Annotated in this window: 22 protein-coding genes; 9 read left to right on the forward strand and 13 right to left on the reverse strand. The window is 37.7% G+C overall.

Annotation, left to right across the window (positions count from 1 at the left end):
• Nucleotides 1-36: 36 nt before the first annotated feature.
• Together metL and metB are read right to left on the reverse strand one after the other, a co-directional pair.
• Nucleotides 37-2,583, reverse strand: a complete 2,547-nt coding sequence (gene metL / locus GAB14E_RS04505; protein WP_033083790.1) for a bifunctional aspartate kinase/homoserine dehydrogenase II — start codon at nucleotides 2,581-2,583, stop codon at nucleotides 37-39.
• A 101-nt stretch (nucleotides 2,584-2,684) separates the two neighbouring features.
• Nucleotides 2,685-3,851, reverse strand: coding sequence for a cystathionine gamma-synthase (metB, locus tag GAB14E_RS04500; RefSeq protein ID WP_033083791.1), 1,167 nt, complete (start codon nucleotides 3,849-3,851; stop codon nucleotides 2,685-2,687).
• 244 nt (nucleotides 3,852-4,095) lie between these two features.
• Here metB and metJ point away from each other — a divergent pair, with 244 nt between their 5' ends.
• Both metJ and GAB14E_RS04490 read left to right on the forward strand, forming a co-directional pair.
• Nucleotides 4,096-4,425 (forward strand): met regulon transcriptional regulator MetJ, encoded by a 330-nt coding sequence (gene metJ, locus GAB14E_RS04495; RefSeq protein WP_033083792.1) that lies wholly within the window; start codon nucleotides 4,096-4,098, stop codon nucleotides 4,423-4,425.
• Between the two features lie 449 nt (nucleotides 4,426-4,874).
• Complete coding sequence (locus GAB14E_RS04490; RefSeq protein WP_033083793.1) at nucleotides 4,875-6,155, forward strand: sensor domain-containing diguanylate cyclase; 1,281 nt, start codon at nucleotides 4,875-4,877, stop codon at nucleotides 6,153-6,155.
• 62 nt (nucleotides 6,156-6,217) lie between these two features.
• Here GAB14E_RS04490 and GAB14E_RS04485 read toward each other — a convergent pair whose 3' ends face one another.
• The 4 genes from GAB14E_RS04485 to hemE form a co-directional block, all read right to left on the reverse strand.
• The gene (locus GAB14E_RS04485; RefSeq protein ID WP_033083794.1) at nucleotides 6,218-7,123 is read right to left on the reverse strand and encodes a hypothetical protein; all 906 of its coding nucleotides are present in this window, start codon (nucleotides 7,121-7,123) and stop codon (nucleotides 6,218-6,220) included.
• Entirely contained in the window at nucleotides 7,123-7,980 is an 858-nt protein-coding gene (locus tag GAB14E_RS04480) for an ABC transporter ATP-binding protein (protein WP_033083795.1), read from the reverse strand. Before GAB14E_RS04480 ends, GAB14E_RS04485 begins: the two co-directional genes overlap by 1 nt.
• The gene (locus GAB14E_RS04475) at nucleotides 7,977-8,354 is read right to left on the reverse strand and encodes a GntR family transcriptional regulator (protein WP_033083796.1); all 378 of its coding nucleotides are present in this window, start codon (nucleotides 8,352-8,354) and stop codon (nucleotides 7,977-7,979) included. The genes GAB14E_RS04480 and GAB14E_RS04475 overlap by 4 nt, the downstream gene beginning before the upstream one ends.
• Before the next feature lie 591 nt (nucleotides 8,355-8,945).
• Nucleotides 8,946-10,013 carry a uroporphyrinogen decarboxylase gene (hemE, locus tag GAB14E_RS04470; protein WP_033083797.1) on the reverse strand — a complete coding sequence of 356 codons (1,068 nt, stop codon included), beginning with the start codon at nucleotides 10,011-10,013 and terminating at the stop codon, nucleotides 8,946-8,948.
• 826 nt (nucleotides 10,014-10,839) lie between these two features.
• Between hemE and GAB14E_RS23765 the strand changes: the two genes are divergently transcribed.
• Nucleotides 10,840-11,289, forward strand: coding sequence for a DUF2780 domain-containing protein (locus GAB14E_RS23765; protein WP_231562094.1), 450 nt, complete (start codon nucleotides 10,840-10,842; stop codon nucleotides 11,287-11,289).
• Nucleotides 11,290-11,361: 72 nt separating this feature from the next.
• Here GAB14E_RS23765 and sodX read toward each other — a convergent pair whose 3' ends face one another.
• From sodX to GAB14E_RS04450, 4 genes are all read right to left on the reverse strand, one after another.
• On the reverse strand, nucleotides 11,362-11,658 hold the full coding sequence (sodX, locus tag GAB14E_RS04465; RefSeq protein WP_033083798.1) for a nickel-type superoxide dismutase maturation protease: 297 nt from the start codon (nucleotides 11,656-11,658) through the stop codon (nucleotides 11,362-11,364).
• 22 nt (nucleotides 11,659-11,680) lie between these two features.
• Complete coding sequence (gene sodN / locus GAB14E_RS04460) at nucleotides 11,681-12,184, reverse strand: superoxide dismutase, Ni (protein WP_033083799.1); 504 nt, start codon at nucleotides 12,182-12,184, stop codon at nucleotides 11,681-11,683.
• Nucleotides 12,185-12,209: 25 nt separating this feature from the next.
• Entirely contained in the window at nucleotides 12,210-12,392 is a 183-nt protein-coding gene (locus GAB14E_RS04455) for a hypothetical protein (protein WP_033083800.1), read from the reverse strand.
• A gap of 68 nt (nucleotides 12,393-12,460) precedes the next feature.
• Nucleotides 12,461-12,889, reverse strand: a complete 429-nt coding sequence (locus GAB14E_RS04450) for a hypothetical protein (RefSeq protein WP_052093966.1) — start codon at nucleotides 12,887-12,889, stop codon at nucleotides 12,461-12,463.
• 292 nt (nucleotides 12,890-13,181) lie between these two features.
• On the opposite strand from GAB14E_RS04450, the gene GAB14E_RS04445 reads away from it, so the two are divergent.
• Nucleotides 13,182-13,658: an acyl-CoA thioesterase gene (locus tag GAB14E_RS04445; protein WP_033083801.1), complete on the forward strand. Its 477-nt coding sequence runs from the start codon at nucleotides 13,182-13,184 to the stop codon at nucleotides 13,656-13,658.
• Nucleotides 13,659-13,959: 301 nt separating this feature from the next.
• Here GAB14E_RS04445 and GAB14E_RS04440 read toward each other — a convergent pair whose 3' ends face one another.
• Nucleotides 13,960-15,213 (reverse strand): glycosyltransferase, encoded by a 1,254-nt coding sequence (locus GAB14E_RS04440; protein ID WP_033083802.1) that lies wholly within the window; start codon nucleotides 15,211-15,213, stop codon nucleotides 13,960-13,962.
• Nucleotides 15,214-15,491: 278 nt separating this feature from the next.
• Nucleotides 15,492-16,265 carry an FKBP-type peptidyl-prolyl cis-trans isomerase gene (locus GAB14E_RS04435; RefSeq protein ID WP_033083803.1) on the reverse strand — a complete coding sequence of 258 codons (774 nt, stop codon included), beginning with the start codon at nucleotides 16,263-16,265 and terminating at the stop codon, nucleotides 15,492-15,494.
• Nucleotides 16,266-16,484: 219 nt separating this feature from the next.
• Between GAB14E_RS04435 and GAB14E_RS04430 the strand changes: the two genes are divergently transcribed.
• Nucleotides 16,485-17,438 (forward strand): WD40 repeat domain-containing protein, encoded by a 954-nt coding sequence (locus GAB14E_RS04430; RefSeq protein WP_331386605.1) that lies wholly within the window; start codon nucleotides 16,485-16,487, stop codon nucleotides 17,436-17,438.
• A complete protein-coding gene (locus tag GAB14E_RS04425) occupies nucleotides 17,414-17,677 on the forward strand; it encodes a SlyX family protein (RefSeq protein WP_033083805.1) in 264 nt (87 codons plus the stop codon). Before GAB14E_RS04430 ends, GAB14E_RS04425 begins: the two co-directional genes overlap by 25 nt.
• Before the next feature lie 146 nt (nucleotides 17,678-17,823).
• Here the strand turns inward: GAB14E_RS04425 and GAB14E_RS04420 are convergent, their stop codons facing one another.
• Entirely contained in the window at nucleotides 17,824-18,027 is a 204-nt protein-coding gene (locus GAB14E_RS04420) for a YheV family putative zinc ribbon protein (protein WP_033083806.1), read from the reverse strand.
• A gap of 161 nt (nucleotides 18,028-18,188) precedes the next feature.
• Here GAB14E_RS04420 and GAB14E_RS04415 point away from each other — a divergent pair, with 161 nt between their 5' ends.
• The 3 genes from GAB14E_RS04415 (at nucleotide 18,189) to GAB14E_RS25150 (ending at nucleotide 21,389) form a co-directional block, all read left to right on the forward strand.
• The gene (locus tag GAB14E_RS04415; protein WP_231562092.1) at nucleotides 18,189-20,153 is read left to right on the forward strand and encodes an ATP-binding cassette domain-containing protein; all 1,965 of its coding nucleotides are present in this window, start codon (nucleotides 18,189-18,191) and stop codon (nucleotides 20,151-20,153) included.
• Between the two features lie 243 nt (nucleotides 20,154-20,396).
• Entirely contained in the window at nucleotides 20,397-21,173 is a 777-nt protein-coding gene (locus GAB14E_RS04410) for a tetratricopeptide repeat protein (protein WP_052093970.1), read from the forward strand.
• Between the two features lie 78 nt (nucleotides 21,174-21,251).
• A complete protein-coding gene (locus GAB14E_RS25150; protein WP_197061235.1) occupies nucleotides 21,252-21,389 on the forward strand; it encodes a hypothetical protein in 138 nt (45 codons plus the stop codon).
• Nucleotides 21,390-21,483 lie beyond the last annotated feature (94 nt).

The raw sequence follows: 21,483 nt of genomic DNA on the forward strand, positions 1-21,483 counted from the left end.
TTATTTACTTATAAGATTAATCCCAGCAGCAATTAATTAGTTTATGCCTTTAATTTTCACTTGATTTTGTTTATGAGCAAGTTGCTGACACACCTTCACAAGATCAGAATGTAAACCGCCAGCAGTGACATCTCTACCGGCACCTGGGCCACGAATAATTAATGGGTTATCTTGGTACCAATGACTACTGATTTGAAAAATATTGTCACAAGGCGTTAAATTGGCAAAAGCATCACTCTGCGGCAAAACCTCTAAACTAACCTTTGCACTAACACCTGATACATTATTATGCTGAAAACGAGCCACATAACGAATGCAGGCATCTTTACTGTTCGCTTGAGATAAAGCATTGGCAAAATATTCATCTAACTCATTCGCTCTAGCTAAAAAGTCATTGGTTGATAATGACTGCAAAGCTTCAGGCACTAAATTTTGACAATCAATGTCGTCTAATGCTAATTCAAAACCTGCCTTTCTCGCTAAAATTAATAATTTACGCTGTACATCTCGACCCGATAAATCTTCTCTAGGATCTGGCTCAGTAATACCTTGTGCGAGGGCATTTAATAACAGCTCTGAAAATTTGGAACTACCGTCATATGTTTCAAACAACCAAGACAATGTACCTGAAAATATGCCTGATAACTCGCTGATGTTATCACCACTTTGACGTAAATCATCAATAGCGTAGTTGATAGGTAAACCAGCACCTACAGTGGTATTTCCTAACCATATACTATTATTGCTATCGGCAGTATTGACTAAATTATTATAATGCTCAGTACTACTTGAAGCAGCCCATTTATTAGCTCCAATAACATGAATACCTAAAGCGAAAATCTTTTCATACAATAAGCTAAAGTCTTCACTTGGGGTAATATCAACAACAATTAATTCGTCGTATGGGTGATGAGTCAACCAAGAAAGAAGCTGCTCACTATCATAACTTTGAGCTTCTTGAGTAAATAATGAGGTTGCTTGGTTAACATCAATACCATCGTTATTGATCAAGGCTTTTTTCGATGAAAGCAAACCAACAAGATGCAAGTTTTCTAAAGCATATACTTTATTAAGTTGCGTGGGTAATAACTCTAAAAAGCGTTCACCTATATTACCCATACCAGCAACAACTAAACCTATGTTGCGGGCATCTTTAGTTATCTCATGGTGCACTGTATTTAATAATTCGATTGAACAGGGCTCTGGCAATATAGCTATAACGCTATGATTATTATCGCTACTAACTAAGTTTAATGGCTTTGCATTTTTTAGTGAGCGTTTAAAACGTGCTCGAATATCGCCACGTTCAGCTACTCTATGGCCTACGGTTGCAATAATAGCGACTGGTTTAAAGCTAATTTCAACGTCATGGCTTGCCAACCATTGACTCAACGATTTTTGTTGTGTCTGTGTGATGACCATGAAACCTTTTTGGTCATCCATACATATAGGAGCAAACTCTGCCTTCGCCTTGACCGCCGCCTCGCCAATAAAACTCACTGATTGTGCGAGCAACAAATCGTTCAAATACGTTACTGATAATTCTTGTTTAGCTATCTGACCAAACTTACCAATTTCAGTACCACTAACTTGTGCATCAAAGCTACTAGCAACATGTAAGTGAGTATGATGTTCACTTAAAGGGTTAATCAGCGGCAATAAAGTTTTTGCGTGCAAAACAGGGTTACCTAAGCGGCCTAATTCTTTCGCTACTCCATTGGGTAAACGATTGAGTTTTCGAGCACTAGGAACCACACGTGGATCAGCACTATAAATGCCATCGACATCTGTCCACAAGGTCACATTACCCGCAGCGACTAAAGAAGCAATAATAGTGGCAGAGTAATCACTGCCATTTCGCCCCAAAGTACAGCTATTACCACGAATATCTTTACTGATATAGCCAGTGATTACCGCTAATTTACCAAACTGACGTCTTTGTCTTAGCTGTGCAGCGCTTGTCGCTGTATCTACTACGCAGCTTTGTTCATTATCAATAACCAGAAAATCACGCGCATCAATACTATTACTTGGACACACTTGCTCATTAAGTAGTGCTGACAGTAATCTTGCTGACCACACTTCACCTAAAGCTAAAATATCATTGTGGTATTGAACAATATCTCCCGCTAACCACAGAGTTAATTGCTCAATATCTTTCTTTAGTAGCTGTAATAGCTGTTTAGTATTTTTAGTATTTAATAGCTCAGTAATTAATTGCCCTTGCTGTTGCGATAACTCAGCGATTGCTTGCGTTAATTCATCGCTTTTTTGTGTTAATTGTGCAGAAATAGCTTGCTCAACTAGAGAATAAACAGCAAATAAACTGTCGGTAGTTTTACCATTAGCAGAAACCACAACAATATCGTTTAATTGACAATTTTCACGAATTATTTCAAGAGCGCGTTTAATACACTGAGGTGTTGCTAATGAACTGCCACCAAACTTATGCACTTGTATAGCATGCTTAGCTAGTTTATTTTGAGTGCTAACGTCAGCCATAAATTCATGCTCGGTAGCTGCATTACTTGGTACTGATTTATTTTCATTGACCTTATTTAGCTTAATATTTTCTTGTGTCATCTCTTGGCCTACTCAATTGTGACGTTGCTATCATAATTGCTTATGTATATGTGCTTATGTATATGTGCTTATGTATATGTGCTTATTTGAAGCGGTAATAATTACAATTGGCTTTGTGCTAAACCATGCGATAAGTCTGTCAAGATATCTTCAACATCCTCTATACCAACCGAAATACGTACTAAAGATTGGGTTATGCCTGCTTCTAACTGATCGGCTATTTCCATGCCCGCATGCGTCATAGTTGATGGATGACTTATTAAACTCTCAACACCACCCAATGATTGCGCCAAGGTAAATATCTGAAGGTTATTAAATAACTTCTTAACCGCTTCAACGCCACCTTTAACTTCGAAACTTAACATAGCGCCATAACCAGCTTGTTGTTTTGTCGCTATTTCATGACCTGGATGCTCTGGGAAACCAGGGAAATATACCGCGTCAATTGCGTCATGGTTTTGCAAAAAATCAGCAACTTGTAAGGCATTTTCTTGATGTTGCTTCATTCGTACAGGTAAAGTTTTTAAACCACGTAAAGCTAAGAAACTATCAAAAGCACTGCCAGTTATACCAATACAGTTTGCCCACCACGCTAACTTCTCACCTAACTCTGCAGTTTTGGTAACTAAAACACCACCAACAACATCACTATGACCATTAATATATTTAGTGGTTGAGTGAAAAACAATATCAGCGCCAAGCGTTAAGGGTTGTTGTAGTGCAGGCGATAAGAAAGTGTTATCAACCGCGACTAATGCACCAACTGCGTGACAAACTTTGGTTACTTCTTCAATATCTACCAAACGCAACAAAGGGTTACTCGGACTTTCAAGTAGAACAAGTTTGGGTTTGTGTGCTAAGGCATTATCAAGTGCTTGTTGATCATTTTGGTCAACAACGATTAGTTTAAACTGACCACGTTTAGCTAAATGGGTAAATAATCTAAAACTGCCACCGTAACAATCATGTGGGATAACAACCGTATCGTCAGTTGATAATAACTGACAAATTAAATGCACTGCCGCCATGCCCGTGCTGGTAACAATACCAACACTGCCTTGCTCTAAATCCGCTATAACTTGTGCAAACGTCGCTCGTGTTGGGTTACCGGTGCGAGAATAATCAAATTGACGTTTATCATTAAAACCTTTTAATGAATACGTACTAGATAAATGGAGAGGAGCAACCACTGCGCCATGGTGTTCATCAGTATTAATACCAGCTCTTACTGCCGAAGTAGTAATATTACTTATTTTTTCAATCGACATTTAGTTCTCTCCGTTAATTATTTAGCACTCAAACGTTATTATTTTCCACCTATTTATTAATAAGTGTATCAGCAAATAGCATGTTTTACGTTTAGATGTTTGGACGTCTATAACTCTAAACACTTTAATTAAATGGGTCAAGTAATTTTAGACATCTAAACTTCTACTTGACTGGTTTTTTGCAACAGGTAAAATCTACACTATTACATTATCGAATACGTTATAACAATACAGAGGAATATCCATGGCTAAGTGGAATGACGAGTACATAAATCCCTATGCTGAACACGGTAAAAAAAGTGAACAGGTAAAAAAAATCACCGTATCTATTCCTTTGCGCGTATTAAAAGTATTGACTGATGAGCGAACTAGGCGTCAAGTAAACAACTTACGTCATGCGACTAATAGCGAATTGTTATGTGAAGCTTTCTTACATGCATTTAGTGGCCAGCCTTTACCTGATGATGAAGACTTAGCAAAAGATAATAATGAGAAGTTACCAGCCAGTGTTAGGCGCTTGCTTGAAGCTAAGGGCATTACCGACTTTAGCGCTTATGAAGTAGATGATGAGTAACCTTCATTAGCTCATTTTAATAATTCAACAAAGGTACTTATGAAAGTGCCTTTTTTATTGCCTAAAAATGCAAACCGTCAAAGCAAAATTTACTGTTAAGCCATTAAAATAGCCCATCAAGGTCAATAACATAACAATTAAGCTAGGCCATAACGTTTAAGTGCTAACTAGTTGCTCTAAAACGTACAAGTTCACTTCTACTTCCTTGCTAATCAATGGCTTCCCTTGTCTCTACTAAGATAACTTTCATCATTGTCCTGATGAAAAGCCATAATGACAAAAACCTTCCGTATTGCAACTAACAAATCAAGTAACTTATTCACTTAGTTTTATATATTGTTCTTCCGTCAAGCAGAGGCTTAAAAACAAGTAAATATGCTAATATGTAACTTAATAGTCCATATTTCTTTGATAGTGATTTAACACCTCTTGCTACCTAGGCCAAAAATTTGAGCATTAAAAAAAATACCACTACTGCTGCTAACCACATCACAAGCCAAGTATTAGATAATATAGATTCGTTTATATATACCAAAGATTTGTTAGGTAAGTATACCTATGCCAACCAAGCTGTACTAAAGCTCTTTGGAAAAAAACTCGATGAAGTTATTGGTTTTGACGATAGTCATTTTTTTGATTTAGCACTTTCTACTCAATTAAAAATAAATGATCACATAGTCATGGAACAAGGCATTAGAGTCGAAAATGAAGAAAGTAATTATATAAAATCAATCAATGAAACACGCATATATCGTGTTGTTAAAAAGCCACTGCTCGATGAAAGTGGTGTGATAAATGGTATGTGCGGAATTTCAACAGATATCACCGCAGAAAAAGCACTTCAAGATCAGGTGGTAGAACAAAAATATCTATTAGACAGTATTTTAAACAATATAGACGCACACGTTTATATGAAAGATGCCGAACGTACCTTCCTATACGTCAACACTCAAGTAGCACAACTATTTGGTGATAAAGCAGAAAATATTATCGGCAAAAAAGATATGGAGGTACTACCAAAAGAGATTGCCGATCATTTTTATCAATCAGATAGTTTAGTGTTCTCGAGCAACAAAAAACAAATAATTGAAGAAACCGCTACTGATGATGAAGGCGCTATACATCACTATATCAGTACTAAAATCCCCTTATTACAACCAGGAAAACTACCTGCTTTAATTGGTTTCTCAAGTGAGGTAACTGAGTTGTTTGAGCTTAAAGAAAAATTCAAGCAACTAGCGAATACTGACCCGCTAACCAATTTATATAATCGACGTTATTTCATTAAAGAAGCAGAAAAAGAGTACCAAAGAGCAAAACGTTATTCGCTTTCAATGACCCTCATCTCAATTGATATTGACCACTTTAAAAGTATTAATGATAAATTAGGACACCCTGCTGGCGATCAAGTATTAATTGAAGTGGCAAAGCAGCTTAAAGTGAGTTTACGACAACCCGATATACTAGCACGAATTGGCGGAGAAGAGTTCTCTATCCTTTTACCTGAAACGCCCAAGTGTGCAGCAATGGCCTTTGCAGAACGTATTCGTAAAGAGCAAAATGATTTGTGTATTACGGGAAGCTGGCAAGGAACAATAAAGCTTTCTGTTAGTGTCGGTGTATCTAGCTTTAATGCCAATGATGAAGCATTCGATGTTTTATTTTCCCGTGCCGATAAAGCCCTCTATCAAGCAAAAAACTCTGGCAGAAATAAAGTTTCCTATCTATAAAAAATGCCAATACTTAGATATTGGCATTTTATTTTAATCATTTCGCTAAGCTTTGCTGATTACTACGACTCTTGTTTATTCACCCTAACCCAATAAGTAGCAAATAATAGTCCTGCTGAGACTAATGCAGTGCGGTAATCGATTTGTGCAAGTACGGCTTGTAAAGGCGCCCAACGTACAGAGCCTACATCATTAGCATCAGTAACTACCTTATCTGGCGTAATAGAGAAGTAATCACCAATAAAGTGGCCAAAGAAAGGTTGCGATAATTGTAAATAATGTACCACAATGGCTTCAATAATTAACAATACAACTATCGGTAATACCGCCCATAAAAATGGCGCTTTCTTCGCATAAATAGAGGTTAACATTAACCAAGAGTATAATGGTAACAACCATATTGCTGCTGGTATCATAGTTAGCCAAATTGAACCTAAGCCACTAAAAATTTGAGCACTTGACCATACACCCCATAATGAAATATCAAAACCTATCGATAAAATCACCGTGCCAATAAACGCCAGCAATAAGCCACCAACAAACAACACGGTCGCGGCAGAATAAAAGATAGTTGGGATAACAATAGCACCGGTTAATAACTTACTAATGATTGTAACTTCGTCAGATACTGGTAGCGAACGCCAAAACATTACCGACTGATCTCGCCTCTCATCGTATAAACAAGTGACAAAGTAATATAATTGCACAATAAAACCCACTAAGACAAAAGGAATAAATAATGCAGCAGTAGCGACAAAGAATACTTTTGTTAAGCCTTGCGTATCTTGCGACTCACTTAAGTGCTTCAGACCTGCTAATACCTCTGACATATCAAGACCATTAAGCAATAAACTTAACAGCGGAATTAAAATAAACACACCGGCCAAACAAATAGGTACCCACTTCAACATGCCGTTGAATTCCCATAACTCTTTTTTAATTGAGGCTTTCATTATTGACGTATTCATTAGCAAGTCTCCTTATTCATTATACCGACAAACACATCAGCCAAGCTAGGCACGGTTACCTTACCTAAACCCCGCAGTGTTGCTTTATCTTGATTATCAAATAACATGGTAGTTAAACCCATCATGCTATTTTTAAACAAGGGTTGTAACTCATCAGCTTGTGGTAATTGTTCACTGGTTACTGCCACTAAATTAAAACGCTGTCTTATATCATCTGTGCTTTGAGCAAGTACAATCTTACCGTCTTGTATAAAAGCTACGTCAGTTAAGATATGTTCAATTTCTTCAATTTGATGAGTAGTAATAACAATGCATTTGTCTTCCGTATAAAAATCTTCCAACAAGTGGCTATAAAACTGACGGCGAGTCAAAATATCTAAACCTAAAGTTGGTTCATCTAAAATTAGCACCTTGGCATCAATGGCTAAAATAAGCGCCAAGTGTAATTGCGCTACCATACCTTTAGATAATGCTTTTACTTTATCATTCACTTCAATGTTGGTTTTAGCGAGAAACTCTTGTGCCTTTTTAATGTCAAAGTTCTCATGGATATCTTGCATATAACTTAATGCTTGCGAGACTTTTAACCATTTTGGTAAAATCGCAACATCAGCAATATAGGCGACATCTTTAAGCATGTTAACGCGATCTTTTCTCGGGTGGTGCCCTAGAACACTGATATCACCTTCATAGTCAGTTAGTCCTAAAACTGCTTGTAGACAAGTAGTTTTACCTGCACCGTTGGGGCCAACTAAGCCGACAATTTGTCCGGCATTCAGTGATAAATTTACCCCCGACAATACTTTTTTATTGCCAAATGATTTATTTAAGTTCGAAATTGAAATGAGTGAGCTCATACCTTGCCCTCCACTGGGTTATTCATATTCACTGAGAGTAACTGCTCCGCTGAAAGTTTTAATCGTGAAATTTTCATTAGAATTTCAGGCCATTGGTGCGACAAAAAACTATCACGCTCTCTATCTAACATTAATTCTTGTGCGCCTGGCATAACAAACAAACCTTTACCGCGTTGTTTTTCTACAACCTGTTCATCCTGTAACATCTGATACGCCTTAGAAATTGTAATTGGATTAAGCTGATACTCAGCCGCTACTTTCCTTACTGAAGGTAACGCTTCTCCTTCCTTGATATAGCCATCTAATATGCGAGTGACTACTTGCTGATATAGTTGTAGGTATATCGGTTTTTCTGGATCCCATTGAGGTGTCATGCCCTTTTCCTTGAATAATACCAAAAAGATAATAGTGTTATACACCACCAGCACACCATAACACAAGTACAGTTTTGATCTTTTTTTCGCCTGACTTGTTAAATAAGGAAAATAAAATGTGTATAAAACAAACTAATCAATTGATATATAGGAATATTAAATTTTACAGGGTATGTGATGAGCATGAATGTAACAAAAGATGAATAACAAGCTGTGGCCGTTTTGAATTGATGATTAGGTTAGTTAACCTGAACTCTGGATAATCAGCATTTGCTCAACATTCCCCCTTTATCCAATTCTCATCGTTAAAACGTCGATAAATAACCCGTTATTCATAAACGTTTTGCCTTGATAACCGAATAAATTGAAACATTGATAGCGTACATCGCTATTTAATCCTATGAATTTTATTTTTAATAACCGTAAGCTACTGTTTTTCTTAAACTGCAAGTATTCATTATCCAGAGTTCAAGTTAGTTACACCCTATGAGCTGAAAACAAAAAACCGTCGATACCTTAAATAAGATATCGACGGTTTTATAATTTGAAATATACTAATGCTGCTAAGCTTCACTAGCTTATAGTAAGATCTTATTTATGATAAGGCTTACTTAAACGGTGTACAGACTCAATGAAGTGACCTGCATGATCAGGGTTCACATCAGGGTGAATACCATGACCTAAGTTGAATACATGGCCTGTACCGCCTTCACCAAAGCCTGCTAATATTTTTGAAACTTCTTGTTCAATACGTGGTAATGGCGCGTATAACATTGATGGATCCATATTACCTTGCAGAGCAACTTTATCACCAACACGTGCTTTAGCATTCTCAATATCAATAGTCCAATCCAAGCCAACCGCATCACAACCTGTAGCAGCGATAGATTCTAACCACATGCCACCATTTTTAGTAAACAAGGTTACCGGTACTTTACGACCTTCGTTGTGACGGGTTAAACCATCAACGATTTTTGCCATATATTGTAATGAAAATTCATTATAATCACGTGGAGACAATACGCCGCCCCAAGTATCAAATACCATTACTGATTGTGCGCCGGCAGCAATTTGTGCGTTTAAATAACTAATAACTGAGTCTGCTAACTTATCAAGCAATAAGTGCAAAGTTTGTGGCTCTGCAAACATCATTTTTTTAATTTTAGTGAAAGCTTTAGAACTACCACCTTCAATCATATATGTTGCTAATGTCCATGGGCTACCAGAAAAACCAATCAGTGGTACTTCACCTTTAAGCTCTTTACGAATAGTACGTACAGCGTTCATTACATAACCTAATTCATCTTCTGGATCAGGTACGGAAATTTTATCTACATCAGCTTTACAAGTAATAGGACGTTCAAATTTTGGCCCTTCACCCGTTTCAAAATATAAACCTAAGCCCATTGCATCCGGAATAGTTAAAATATCGCTAAACAAAATAGCTGCATCTAATGGAAATCTACGTAATGGCTGTATGGTTACTTCACAAGCAAGTTCAGCATTTTTACATACTGACATAAAATCACCGGCATCTTTACGTACGGCACGATATTCAGGTAAATAACGACCCGCTTGGCGCATCATCCATACTGGCGTGTAATCTACTGGCTGCTTTAATAGCGCACGTAAATAGGTATCATTCTTTAATTCTGTCACCAATAGTTCCTCTTAATTTTCTGCTTTGCAATCATATTAGGGTTTTACTCTTTAGTAATAATCCCTGCACGACCCAATTAATTTAGTTTATTTGATTAGCTACTACTGTTTATTAAGCATTTTGCCAATGTATTTAATGCAGCGCAGTTTAACACCGACCAGGCATTTGATCTATGCGCTAAATCAACACTCCTGAAAAAATACACAAATGCGGATTCAACAATAAAACACTTCGGTAGCATAAAAGTTCAATTTATTAATATTTTTTTAAAACGACTTAATTTAAGCTTGATTTTTTCCAATGAACTTTGAATCAATAGCTTAGCAGCCCCATCTTGTCCGACCAGTTTAGTACGAAAAAAGTCGTGGAGTTTATGCTCTACTAAAGTTGTTGCGGTGGCAAAAATGCTTTGGTATAAAATGCATGCGCTACAGAAAAACAATAATAAAAACAAAAACAAAAATAAATAGAATTAAAATTAATATAGCTAAAAATTAATAATAATAAAAAACATTAGCTGGAAATTAATAATAAGAATCTTGTTTAACAAGACCAAAATGCGAGCATTTCAGGCCTTTCTCTTTGAGAAAGGCTTTTTTATTTGTGCTAGCATATTTTAAGCGTATAAATACAAAGTTATCATCAGAGCATCTCAATAAAGCTACTTCAAAGACCTTTCCATAAATATGTTAAAGTAAACTATACCAAAAAATTAACATGGAATTTCCCTTGAAATTAACAACCATTTATCTTGCTACCTCAGTTACCTTGCTTAGTTAAACTGGCTTAATCTCATTCTCAGCCACAGCTATCGACCTAGTTGCTATCACTAAATCATCATCAGAGCAGCTTAAGTCTGCGGCAAAAGATGCAAAGGTACCACTACAAACTGATGCGATGATCAAATATGCAGCCAAGCAATTAAATTTATCCAAAGATACAGTCTCCGCAAGTTTTGGTTCACTATTAAAGGTTGCAAAAGATAACTTAAACCAAGATAACTTTGCCTTAATCAGTAAATCCGTGCCTGACGCACAAAACTATTTAGACAAAGCCCCTAAAGTGGCTAAGTCATCAATGAGTTCATTATTTTCAAGTGCTGGTGCAGCAGGTAAAAAAGCCGAGGGTTTAGATTACTTAAATTCTGCTTTTAAAAAGTTAGGCGTATCTAGCGAACAAGTGCCTGACTTAATAAATAGCTTTAGTGGTTATTTAGACAAGAGTCGTTATAAAGAAGCTGCTGCATTATTAAAACAGGGGTTAAGCTTCTTATAATGCATTCCTAGTATTACACAGCCACTACTTAGTTAATTGGGTGGCTTTCATTCTGAAAATTGATTTCTGCCATCATCTAGGCGGAAATACCCATAAGACTTTGCCTTGTATTTGCGACTTGCCCACAGGACCTAGCTTCTCAATTGGCACACTGCTTTTATGATGACCTTTAAGCCAAAATAAACCATTCTTATCCACTTGTGCTAAAGATTTGACTATATGGCCGTAGCGAGGGTGAAATACTTTAAGTAAACAGCCCTCTTTTAACGTGAATATTTTTAACCAAGGCACAACAAAAACATAACTGTTTTCAGGTATCCGTGGTGACATGCTCACCCCGGTAACTTTACAAAAATGAAAACCAAACATAATCTGCTCTCAATTCTTATAACTAAGCGTGTAAGTTGGGATAAACGATCGTTTCTGCCGGCGGATACGGACAAATAGCTTTAAAGGTGCTGACTTGTTTCGTTGCCCAAAATATTTCAGAAAAACGGTTTACTTGCTGCAATAAATTCAGTGCAGCATCCCTGCTGATATGCTGTTTGGCTTGTGAGCTAGCGAGCATTATATTGTGTACCAATTCATGCAATTCTGGGTATTGGGTTAATTGTGGGGCTTTAATGTAATCGCCCCAGATCACATTTATTTCTTCTTTCACCTTTATACCGTGAATTTCTTTTTGATTGACTAACCGTAAAAACTGCGCCTGCTCGTCTAAAGTAAGTGATGGCTTAGTTTTTAATTCATTCAGTAAATCAACCATACGAATAATGGTCAGTGCCGCAATTTGTGCACTAATAGGATCATAAATTTTACAAGGTATATCGCAGTGCGCCATAACAACGGGAAAGTTAAGTTTTTTATCTAATTTAGCAATAATATTATAAAGCATCATCATCTCCTTTTTATGTGTTTACTTAGCCTTTTGGGGCGGTAATTTCTTTAAATACCAGCACTGCAGCAGCAATAATCACCGGTACTAACCAAAGTAAATGCACTAAGCCTGAGTCAGCAGCGCTATGGTCATGTCCGGGATGTGCAAACAATGGGTTACTTAGTAGCATTGCCATCAAGGCAAAAGTAAAAGCTGTTTTTTTCATCGTTATATCCTTAATATTTGTCACCTGAAACCTGTTTAATGTTTTAAATGGAGTTCAGGCTAAGTTAGCTAATGCATTACCGGTTGGCTGGCATTAACGGCGATTTCCATCTTATTAAGCGATGATAAACAACCATCGCACGCAGGGTATTTCTTGCTAAACGCCAGTAGTGGCATTAACGTGATTTTTAATGAAAGTAATGCAATGGTTTGTAAATCTTCACTATATTGAGACTGTTGTGATAATTCAGCCATGCGTTGATGAGGTATTTGTAAATACCGAAAAGCCATTTTGGGTTGCTCTTGAGCTTCATACAAAACCGCCAAGTTATGAAAAGCACTGATCCAAGCCATAAGCAAATCACTGTCTTCAATATTGGCATACCACTTCTGCTCTAAGCACTCTATGGCTTGGTGATAATATTCCTCAGCTAACGGCAACTCTAGTCTGTTAAAACTATCGTTACCCTTTAATAACAGTAATTGCCAGACTTCCATAACACACCAAACACATTAAATGATAATGATTCTCATTCTATTGCAGTTATTAAACACAGTAAAGAGCTAATTTGCTATATCATTGAACTTTAGTGTTCCAATAGGCCTGTAATTTTTAATAAAGCTGACAATAGAAGAAATAAATCACTAACCGTTATCAAAAGATACCGTTAGATTACTTTTGTGAAATGCCTGATAGATATTATTTGCTAATTAGCGATGAACATTATACTTTTGTGCTAACTCCTACAGAGCCACCCTATTTAACTCATTACCGATAAAGAGCACACATATGAATGCACCACAACGCGACATTACCTTACGATTTTTAGCCGAACCACAAGATGTTAATTTTGGTGGTAAAGTACACGGTGGTGCAGTGATGAAATGGATAGATTTAGCTGCTTATGCTTGTGCTGCCGGTTGGAGTGGTCGTTACTGTGTTACCGCCTATGCTGGTGGAATTCGTTTTGTTGCGCCGATTCATGTTGGCAGCTTAGTCGAAGTTGAAGCTAAAGTGATTTACACCGGCAATTCTTCCATGCATATAGCTCTAGAAGTGAATGCCTGTGACCCTAAATCATTAAACCGCCGTTTAACGACTCACTGTATTGTTATTATGGTAGCGGTTGATCAAAACGGACAATCAGAAAGTGTCCCGCAATGGCAACCAAAAAGTGAAGCTGATAAGAAGCAACATGCCTCCGCTGTAAAACTGATGGAAATGCGCAAACAAATTGGTGAAGAAATGCAGATTTTTGTTGATTAGTGCTTTATTTAAACGGTACCACATGAGTATTCAGGTAAATGTCTTTCTCTAAGACTGTTAAGTGGGAATGCATTATCTTTGCTTACTCAACTTTATCAGACACTAAAAACTAGGTTCCGGCCAAAGAAACAACCGGAATGACTTAATTTCGGCTAGTTGATTAACCAAAAGCTAGCCACTTTCCCTATTTAACCTGAACTATGGATAATGAGTGCTTGATGTTTATCGACGTTTTAACGCTGAGAATTGGATAAAGGGGGGCTGCTTATTTCAGAGTTCAGGTTATTTATCCATATCTTATTCAGCTATCGCTTTCAGTTATAACTTTCAACTGAGTTTTAACATCTATCCACTGCGCCATATATTGGGTACTTTTATGATGATGGTGGTTAAGCATGCTGCCAATAAAGTTGGCTTGCCTATGGTGCTCAAGGTTAGCTTCTAGCCCAGATAAGCAACCAGCTAACCCAGCTAATATACTCTCTTGCTGATACATTAACTGGGCATTTTGCTGCCCTAAATCACTGGCTCTTTGCCATGCACTTTCGTCTTGATAAAGTTGTACCGCCGCATCAGCTATCGCTTGTGGCTCATTGGCAATAACGCCGGCCCAAGGTAACTCTGTTTGCATGCTCTCGGCACCAATATCTGTAGTCACCGATGGTGTTTGGCAATACATAGCTTCAGCTAGTTTGCCTTTAATGCCGGCGCCAAAACGTAACGGTGCTAAACACACTTTGGCACTTTGCATGACAAATACTGCATCATCAACCCAGCCTTTAACAAGAAAGCCTGACTTTTCATCGTGTAAGTCAGTCGCTTTTGGCGGTGGATAAGCGCCATAAATATTAACTTTGGCATTAGGCAGTTGTTTACGAATAAGTGGCCAAACTTGCTGTTTTAGCCACAATACCGCATCCCAATTAGGTGCATGGCGGAAATTTCCTATGGCCATAAAATCTTGCCGCTGTAGATAGCTCGGATTTTCTTGCGTTAACTGCCCCTGGCTTAACATAAAAGGGCAATGGTGAATTAAACTGGCATCCACTTTAAATAAGCGCTGCAATAAATCCACCTCAATACGGGAGATCATTAAGCTGATATCAGAGCGAAATATTGATGCAACTTCACGTTTAGCCAGCTCACTTGTTAATAAATCTTCATCAGTGATGTTACGTTTTTGTTTATAGGCTTGATGACGACTGTTCCGTAGGCAAAATAAATCTTCGGTATCTAAAATACGTAATGCTTGTGGGCACTGCTCACTAACCCGCCAACCAAACTGCTCTTCCATCATAAAGCGATCAAACATTACCGCATCAGGCTGTAAGCTTTTGATAAAATCATCAAAGCTAGTGCAATTTAGGCTTATATTTTCAACAGATATATTTAGAGCGGTTAAATCAACCATGTGCTCGGTTTTTTGCGCTGGGCTAGCAAAGGTAATATGAAAGCTTTGTGATTGGAAAAAATGGATTAACTGCATCATACGGCTACCTGCCGCAGAAGAGTTAGGCTCAGGCCATACATAGCCAATAATAAGAAGTTTTTTCATTGGACTATATTATATTTCAATGGGCTAAATATCCAATAACATCGTTGTTTTCAATTATAATAGCCCACTATTACTCAATCAAGCGCCTTGTTCTTGAAAATTTATTCTAATTGAATTCTTACTTATAAAACAAACGACAAGATCTGACTTTAAATATAGTTTTTCAATAAGGTACTCAGAAAACAAAAAAGCCACTAGTAAATCATTACTGATGGCTTTATATTTTATCTAGTTAGTGCATTGCCTAAGCTAAGAAAGCTTAACCAATACTAATTTAACTAGTGAGCAGCATGGTCGTGACCGTCTGCTTTTGGTGCTTCAGCATCTTTTTGAATTTCTAATAATTCAATTTCAAATTGTAGTACTGAATTACCCGGAATACTTGGTGGGTTACCATTAGGACCGTATGCTAAATCTGAAGGGATAGTAAATTTATACTTAGCACCTACAGGCATTAATTGTACACCTTCAGTCCAACCTTTGATTACACGGTTAAGTGGGAACACTGCTGGTTCGCCACGTTTATATGAACTATCAAACGTCTCGCCGTTTAAGAAAGTACCTTTATAGTGAACTGTAACAGTATCAGTTGCTAAAGGTGTATCACCTTCACCAGCTGTTAATACTTCGTATTGAATACCAGATTCAGTAACTGTTACGCCTTCTTTTTTAGCGTTGTCAGCAAGAAACTTAGCACCATCAGCTAAGCTAGCTTCAGAAGCGGCGATTGATGCTGCTTGTTGTTTTTCTTTCATGCTCGCATCAAGGTTCATTAATAATGCTTGAATCTCTTCTTTTTCGATAACTGCTTTACCGTCAATGCTATCAACAAAACCACGTACGATTAGCTCTTTGTCTAACGTTAAACCTAGCTTGTCATGCTCTTCTAAGTTACGTTGCATGTACATACCAATTGAAGCACCCAAGCCGTAGGCTTGTTTTTGTACTTCAGTGTCTAATACTGGTGCTTTTACTTCTTCAACAGCTTTTTCGTTACAACCAACAACGGCAACTAACGCAAGGGCTACTAGGGTAGGCTTGAACAATTTCATTTATATCTCCATTTATACGATACAATTGGAGAATTCCCCAATTTACGACTAATTACTGTTTAACTTGTCTTTTATTGCGCTGTGAAGATTTTATAAAAGTCACAACTTAAAAGATAACACTAAACAATTTTAAAAAAGAACTTATACTAACTATAAATGCGCAAATAAAAAAGTATTAATATTTTGTTAAAATGTAATTGGATTATTCCAGTCATCTTATTGACGACAATCACGGCCTGCAAGCCTGTAACGCAAAAACCATTAGCGCGCTGGCAACAAGCTGCTGAAGGTGCTTATGCTGGTCAGATTTCAAGTGATGCCAAATTTTCGGTGGTTTCGTCAATTCATCATGGTTTGAGTGTATGGGATTTAACCAAGCATGAGCGACTTTATAATTGGTCGCAAGAGCAAAACACCAGTGACAATTTAGTACTCACCATTGATATTAGTGAGAACGCTAGTCATGTATTAACGGCTAATAGAAATAACTTTGCACTATGGAATTTACAATCTGGTAAGTCTGAAGGTTACTGGCGAGTACGTGAGTCTCACATCAGAGATATTGCTATTAGCAATGGAGGTGATTACTTACTTATTGGCAAAAGTAACGCTACCGTAGTTCATGTTGCTGTTGATACCGGTAGACGCTTAGAATTTTTAGGTCACAAAGAAAAAATAAACTCTGTAGATATGCTACCTAATGGCCGCGTGGCTATGTCAGGTGGTAACGATTTCACCGCCTATGTATGGGATACACAATCAGGACAAGTGGTTTATCAATTTAACCATAGCTCGCGGGTATCAAAAGTGGCCTTAGATGCAAGAGGTCGGTATGCCTTTTCTGCTGACAGTATGAAAGCGGCTTACATTTGGGACTTAAAAACAGGTAAACGCATTAGTGCCTTACAAGGGACAAAACGCCATGAAGTATTTAGTACCGTGCGTTTTTCACCCGATGGAAAAACTATGATCACTGGTGCAGCCACCAAAAAAGTCAGTGTTTGGGATATTGCCACAGGCAAACGCCTTGCGCATTGGTTTGTTACCCCTAAAGAAGCAAAAAGACCTACTGGTGCGGTTGTGTATAGCGTCGCATTTGGCGATAATAAGGATCTATTAACGATAAGCTCATCAGGATATGTTGAATCATGGCCAATGCCGAAATTACCTTAAGCGCTCACAACCCGAATGTTAACTATGTTCAACAACTAGAAGAACGTGTTGACGCCCTAGAATCGCGTAATGTTTTTCAAGATGATGTTATTGATCAGTTAAGTGAAGAGCTAGCTGCCCATCAACATGAAATTTCTGATCTAAAACATCAAATTCAATTGGTTGCTAATCGCCTTAAAGATGCTGGCAGCTTATCAGGTGATGCCGAGGAAGTTGAACCACCACCGCCGCATTATTAATGCCTAGATAACTAAGCCTAAATTATATCTAACTTAAAGAATTATCCACGAGTTTACTTGTCGATAATCCAGAAAAATCATAAAACTTCAGTGCATGGTGCTTCGATCCGAGACTTTGAAGATGATAAGAAATAAAGGGTATGCGATTAAGGTTTAAACACACCAATAACTTGCTCGTTTACACGAACTACCTCTTCAACTTGTGCTTCAGTTTGCACCATTTGCTCACCACAACTTACACATGTCACTTTTTCCACGTTATTTTCTTTAGTTAGTGCCATGGTATCCATCGCTTTACATTTTGGACAAACTGCGCCGGCGATAAACCTCTTTTTTAAAGCTTTGTTCATTTTTATATACTACTTATGTTTGATGACTGCTGAACTTCAGTGATAACTTTCAACATGAAAGACCAACAAGCTCGACATAAAATCCAGAATTATAGTTATTTTACCTTGAATAGTGGTCATAGGAAAAGCGACAATGCACCTGCATTTTTTTAGTGGGTATTATGAATACCATACTATGCCATTTTATCGAGGAAGTACCATTGATTATCGCCACAGACCTAAGTTTAGATAGAGGGGCTAAAAACCTAATAAAATCATCTAGCTTTACTATTCACCCTAACCATAAAGTTGGCTTAGTCGGCAGTAATGGCTGTGGTAAATCTTCTCTGTTCGCCGCGCTTCTAGGTGAGTTATCTCCTGACTCAGGTGATTTAGCTATGCCGACAAGTTGGGATATTGCCACGGTAAGACAGGAAACCCCTTCTTTAGAGCAAAGCGCTCTTGATTACGTTATGGATGGCGATACAGAATTTCGTCAATTAGAGCACGAGCTTGAACAAGCTCGTATTACTGATAACGGCAATCTTGAAGCCACTATTATCAACAAAATTGATACCATCAACGGCTATAGTTTACCTGCTCGTGCGGGTGAGTTATTACATGGTTTAGGCTTTTTACAGTCGCAGCTTGCTAATCCAGTGAAAGATTTCTCTGGTGGTTGGCGCATGCGCTTAAACTTGGCGCAAGCATTAATATCTCGTGCTGATTTATTATTACTCGATGAACCGACCAACCATTTAGATTTAGATGCCGTTATATGGCTACAACGCTGGTTAAAGCGTTTCACTGGCACCTTAGTGCTGATTTCACATGACAGAGACTTCCTAGATACGGTTATTGGCCAAATACTACATATTGAACACCAACGCGCTAAATTATACAGCGGCAACTATACAGCCTTTGAACGCCAGCGCCGTGAACATTTAGCACAGCAAGATGCACAATATCAAAAGCAACAAAAAGAAGCGGCACACCTAACAGCATTTGTTGATCGTTTCCGTGCTAAAGCCAGTAAAGCCAAACAAGCACAAAGTCGATTAAAGCGCTTAGAAAAATTACCCGATTTAGCACCAGCACATGTTGATAGCCAATTCACTTTCAGTTTTGAAGAGCCAGAAAGCTTGCCTTATCCGCTATTATCACTCGATAAAAGTGAATGTGGTTACCCTAAATCTGACCATAGTGAGCAAGTCACTATTTTAAATGATGTTGGTTTAACGTTAGTACCTGGCAGCCGTATTGGTTTATTGGGCAGAAATGGCGCCGGTAAATCAACCTTGATAAAATCCCTTGCTGGTGAGCTTGCCATACTAAATGGTGAACGTTACTGCGCACAAGATTTAAAGGTAGGTTACTTTTCTCAACATCAATTAGAACAGTTACATGCACCATCAAGCCCTGTTGATCATATTTTGCGTGCAAAACCTGCTCTGGGTGAACCACAAGCCCGTACCTTTTTAGGAAAGTTCGGCTTTAGTGGTGACCAAGCCTTGTCACAAGTTTCTACCATGTCTGGTGGTGAAAAAGCGCGCTTAGTACTGGCCTTGATTGTTTTAGAGAAGCCACAGTTACTACTGCTCGATGAGCCAACCAACCATTTAGATTTAGAAATGCGCCAAGCATTAGTGATGGCCCTACAAGACTTTGGCGGCGCCATTATTTTGATTGCCCATGATAGATTTTTATTAGAATCTTGTGTAGATGAATTTTATCTGGTCGCCAACGGCCGAGTCAGTGATTTCAGCGGTGATATTGATGATTATCAGCAGTGGCTTAATGATGATAAAAAGCAAACATTAAAGTCGGTAAAAAGTGCAGAGTTAAATACAGATAAAGGTTTAGATAAAAAACAATTACGCCAACAACAAGCCGAATTGAGAAAAAAATCGGCGCCGTTGCGCAAAGAAGCAGACAAATTAGAGAAAAAAATCCATCAATGGCAAGAAGAGTTAACAAAAGTCGAAGCGTTATTAAGTGACAGTGATATTTACCAAGCAGAGCGTAAAAGCGAATTGACAGACTTACTGAAGAAACAAGCTAAATTGAAAGGTGATATTGAAGAAAATGAGATGGATTGGCTTGAACTTGCCGAGCAGATTGAGGAAATGATGTCTGTTTCAAGTTAGCTTCAAAAGGAATATACACATAAGTGCTTTTCGGCCGAAGAGCACTTTTCAGTCCATAATAACTCTTTTAATAGCGTTAAAACCCTTTCAATACTCCCATACATAATAGCTATCGATAATATCGACAAAGAACAAATGATCATAGAAGTAAAAATTATATTCTGAAAAAACAGTTCTTTAATGTTACTAGCATAAGTTCTAAGCTACACTTATTCATAGTAATTCAGCCGACCAAGGAAATTTATGTTCTCCAAAGCCAATGCTAACTTTAAAAAGATTTTTAATATCAAGGTAACTATTCCTACCATACTCCTGCTAGCTAGCTTTTCAGCTATTAGTCAGGGTAATGACCTTGAACAGGGTATTTATGAATTAAACCGTGGAGAATTCCAAGCAGCTATCGCGCAGTTTCGTCCGCTAGTAAGTGAAGGATATGCTCCTGCCCAATATCAAATGGCTTTGGTTTATCAGCACGGTTACTCTGTACCTAAAGATGCCATGCAAGCTCTTGAGTTATTACAGCTTTCTGCGGCACAAAACTATCCCGATGCTCAATTTGAATTAGCTTTAATTTACTCTGAGGGTAAGCTGGTAAAACAAGATCTGAAAAAGGCTTTTGATTTAACCCATATGGCTGCGAAAAAAGGCTTAGCAAGTGCTCAATTTAACTTAGCCGTTATGTATGCTAACGGCTCGGGGATAAAGCAAGATGACTTTAAAGCATCACGTTGGTATAAAAGCGCTGCCAATCAAAACTATGCACTTGCTCAATATAATTTAGCCCTACTCTATAGCGAAGGTAAAGGCGTAGAAAAAAGTACGGAGCTGTCTTTTGTTTGGAATACCATAGCATCTTGGAATGGTTACCCTGATGCTGAACAAAGTCGTTTAATGGATGAAAGGGACTTATCTAAAAAGAAAATTGAAAATAACATCGACACCGCAAATAAAATTTATCAAAATATTAGAGAGCAGCAAAAAATCAAAGCAAAAATGGCAGAAAAACAGCGCTTCTATTGATCTAAATCAGCTTAGTTATTGGGCGACTAAATTACACTAGGTATATCAATAATTACCTAGAAAATTATGGAGCTCAATATGAACTTATTATCAATGATAGCTAACGATCCTGTAGTGATGTTCTCTTTTGGTGGTTTAGCTATTCTGCTAGCTATTTCTGCTTATTATGTTTATTACTTTCTCAAACATATTCAAGACGATAGTAAAGGCCGCTAAATTAGTCTCCTAAAACCAAAAATAATGTCCCACTAAGACACGCTAAATAGTACGCTATTGCTATACTACTATGTAGCAATAGTTAGTCTGTAGA

Origin of the sequence: Colwellia psychrerythraea (assembly GCF_000764185.1) — a bacterium.
In the GTDB taxonomy this organism is placed as follows: Bacteria; Pseudomonadota; Gammaproteobacteria; order Enterobacterales; family Alteromonadaceae; genus Colwellia; species Colwellia psychrerythraea_B.

Excerpts from the sequence above, each read along its gene's own strand:
- metL (WP_033083790.1), bottom strand. The coding sequence starts at position 2,583 with ATGACACAAGAAAATATTAAGCTAAATAAGGTCAATGAAAATAAATCA.
- metB (WP_033083791.1), bottom strand. The coding sequence starts at position 3,851 with ATGTCGATTGAAAAAATAAGTAATATTACTACTTCGGCAGTAAGAGCT.
- metJ (WP_033083792.1), top strand. The coding sequence starts at position 4,096 with ATGGCTAAGTGGAATGACGAGTACATAAATCCCTATGCTGAACACGGT.
- GAB14E_RS04485 (WP_033083794.1), bottom strand. The coding sequence starts at position 7,123 with ATGAATACGTCAATAATGAAAGCCTCAATTAAAAAAGAGTTATGGGAA.
- GAB14E_RS04480 (WP_033083795.1), bottom strand. The coding sequence starts at position 7,980 with ATGAGCTCACTCATTTCAATTTCGAACTTAAATAAATCATTTGGCAAT.
- GAB14E_RS04475 (WP_033083796.1), bottom strand. The coding sequence starts at position 8,354 with ATGACACCTCAATGGGATCCAGAAAAACCGATATACCTACAACTATAT.
- sodX (WP_033083798.1), bottom strand. The coding sequence starts at position 11,658 with ATGTTTGGTTTTCATTTTTGTAAAGTTACCGGGGTGAGCATGTCACCA.
- sodN (WP_033083799.1), bottom strand. The coding sequence starts at position 12,184 with ATGCTTTATAATATTATTGCTAAATTAGATAAAAAACTTAACTTTCCC.
- GAB14E_RS04455 (WP_033083800.1), bottom strand. The coding sequence starts at position 12,392 with ATGAAAAAAACAGCTTTTACTTTTGCCTTGATGGCAATGCTACTAAGT.
- GAB14E_RS04450 (WP_052093966.1), bottom strand. The coding sequence starts at position 12,889 with ATGGAAGTCTGGCAATTACTGTTATTAAAGGGTAACGATAGTTTTAAC.
- GAB14E_RS04445 (WP_033083801.1), top strand. The coding sequence starts at position 13,182 with ATGAATGCACCACAACGCGACATTACCTTACGATTTTTAGCCGAACCA.
- GAB14E_RS04440 (WP_033083802.1), bottom strand. The coding sequence starts at position 15,213 with ATGAAAAAACTTCTTATTATTGGCTATGTATGGCCTGAGCCTAACTCT.
- GAB14E_RS04435 (WP_033083803.1), bottom strand. The coding sequence starts at position 16,265 with ATGAAATTGTTCAAGCCTACCCTAGTAGCCCTTGCGTTAGTTGCCGTT.
- GAB14E_RS04425 (WP_033083805.1), top strand. The coding sequence starts at position 17,414 with ATGGCCAATGCCGAAATTACCTTAAGCGCTCACAACCCGAATGTTAAC.
- GAB14E_RS04420 (WP_033083806.1), bottom strand. The coding sequence starts at position 18,027 with ATGAACAAAGCTTTAAAAAAGAGGTTTATCGCCGGCGCAGTTTGTCCA.
- GAB14E_RS04415 (WP_231562092.1), top strand. The coding sequence starts at position 18,189 with ATGAATACCATACTATGCCATTTTATCGAGGAAGTACCATTGATTATC.
- GAB14E_RS04410 (WP_052093970.1), top strand. The coding sequence starts at position 20,397 with ATGTTCTCCAAAGCCAATGCTAACTTTAAAAAGATTTTTAATATCAAG.
- GAB14E_RS25150 (WP_197061235.1), top strand. The coding sequence starts at position 21,252 with ATGAACTTATTATCAATGATAGCTAACGATCCTGTAGTGATGTTCTCT.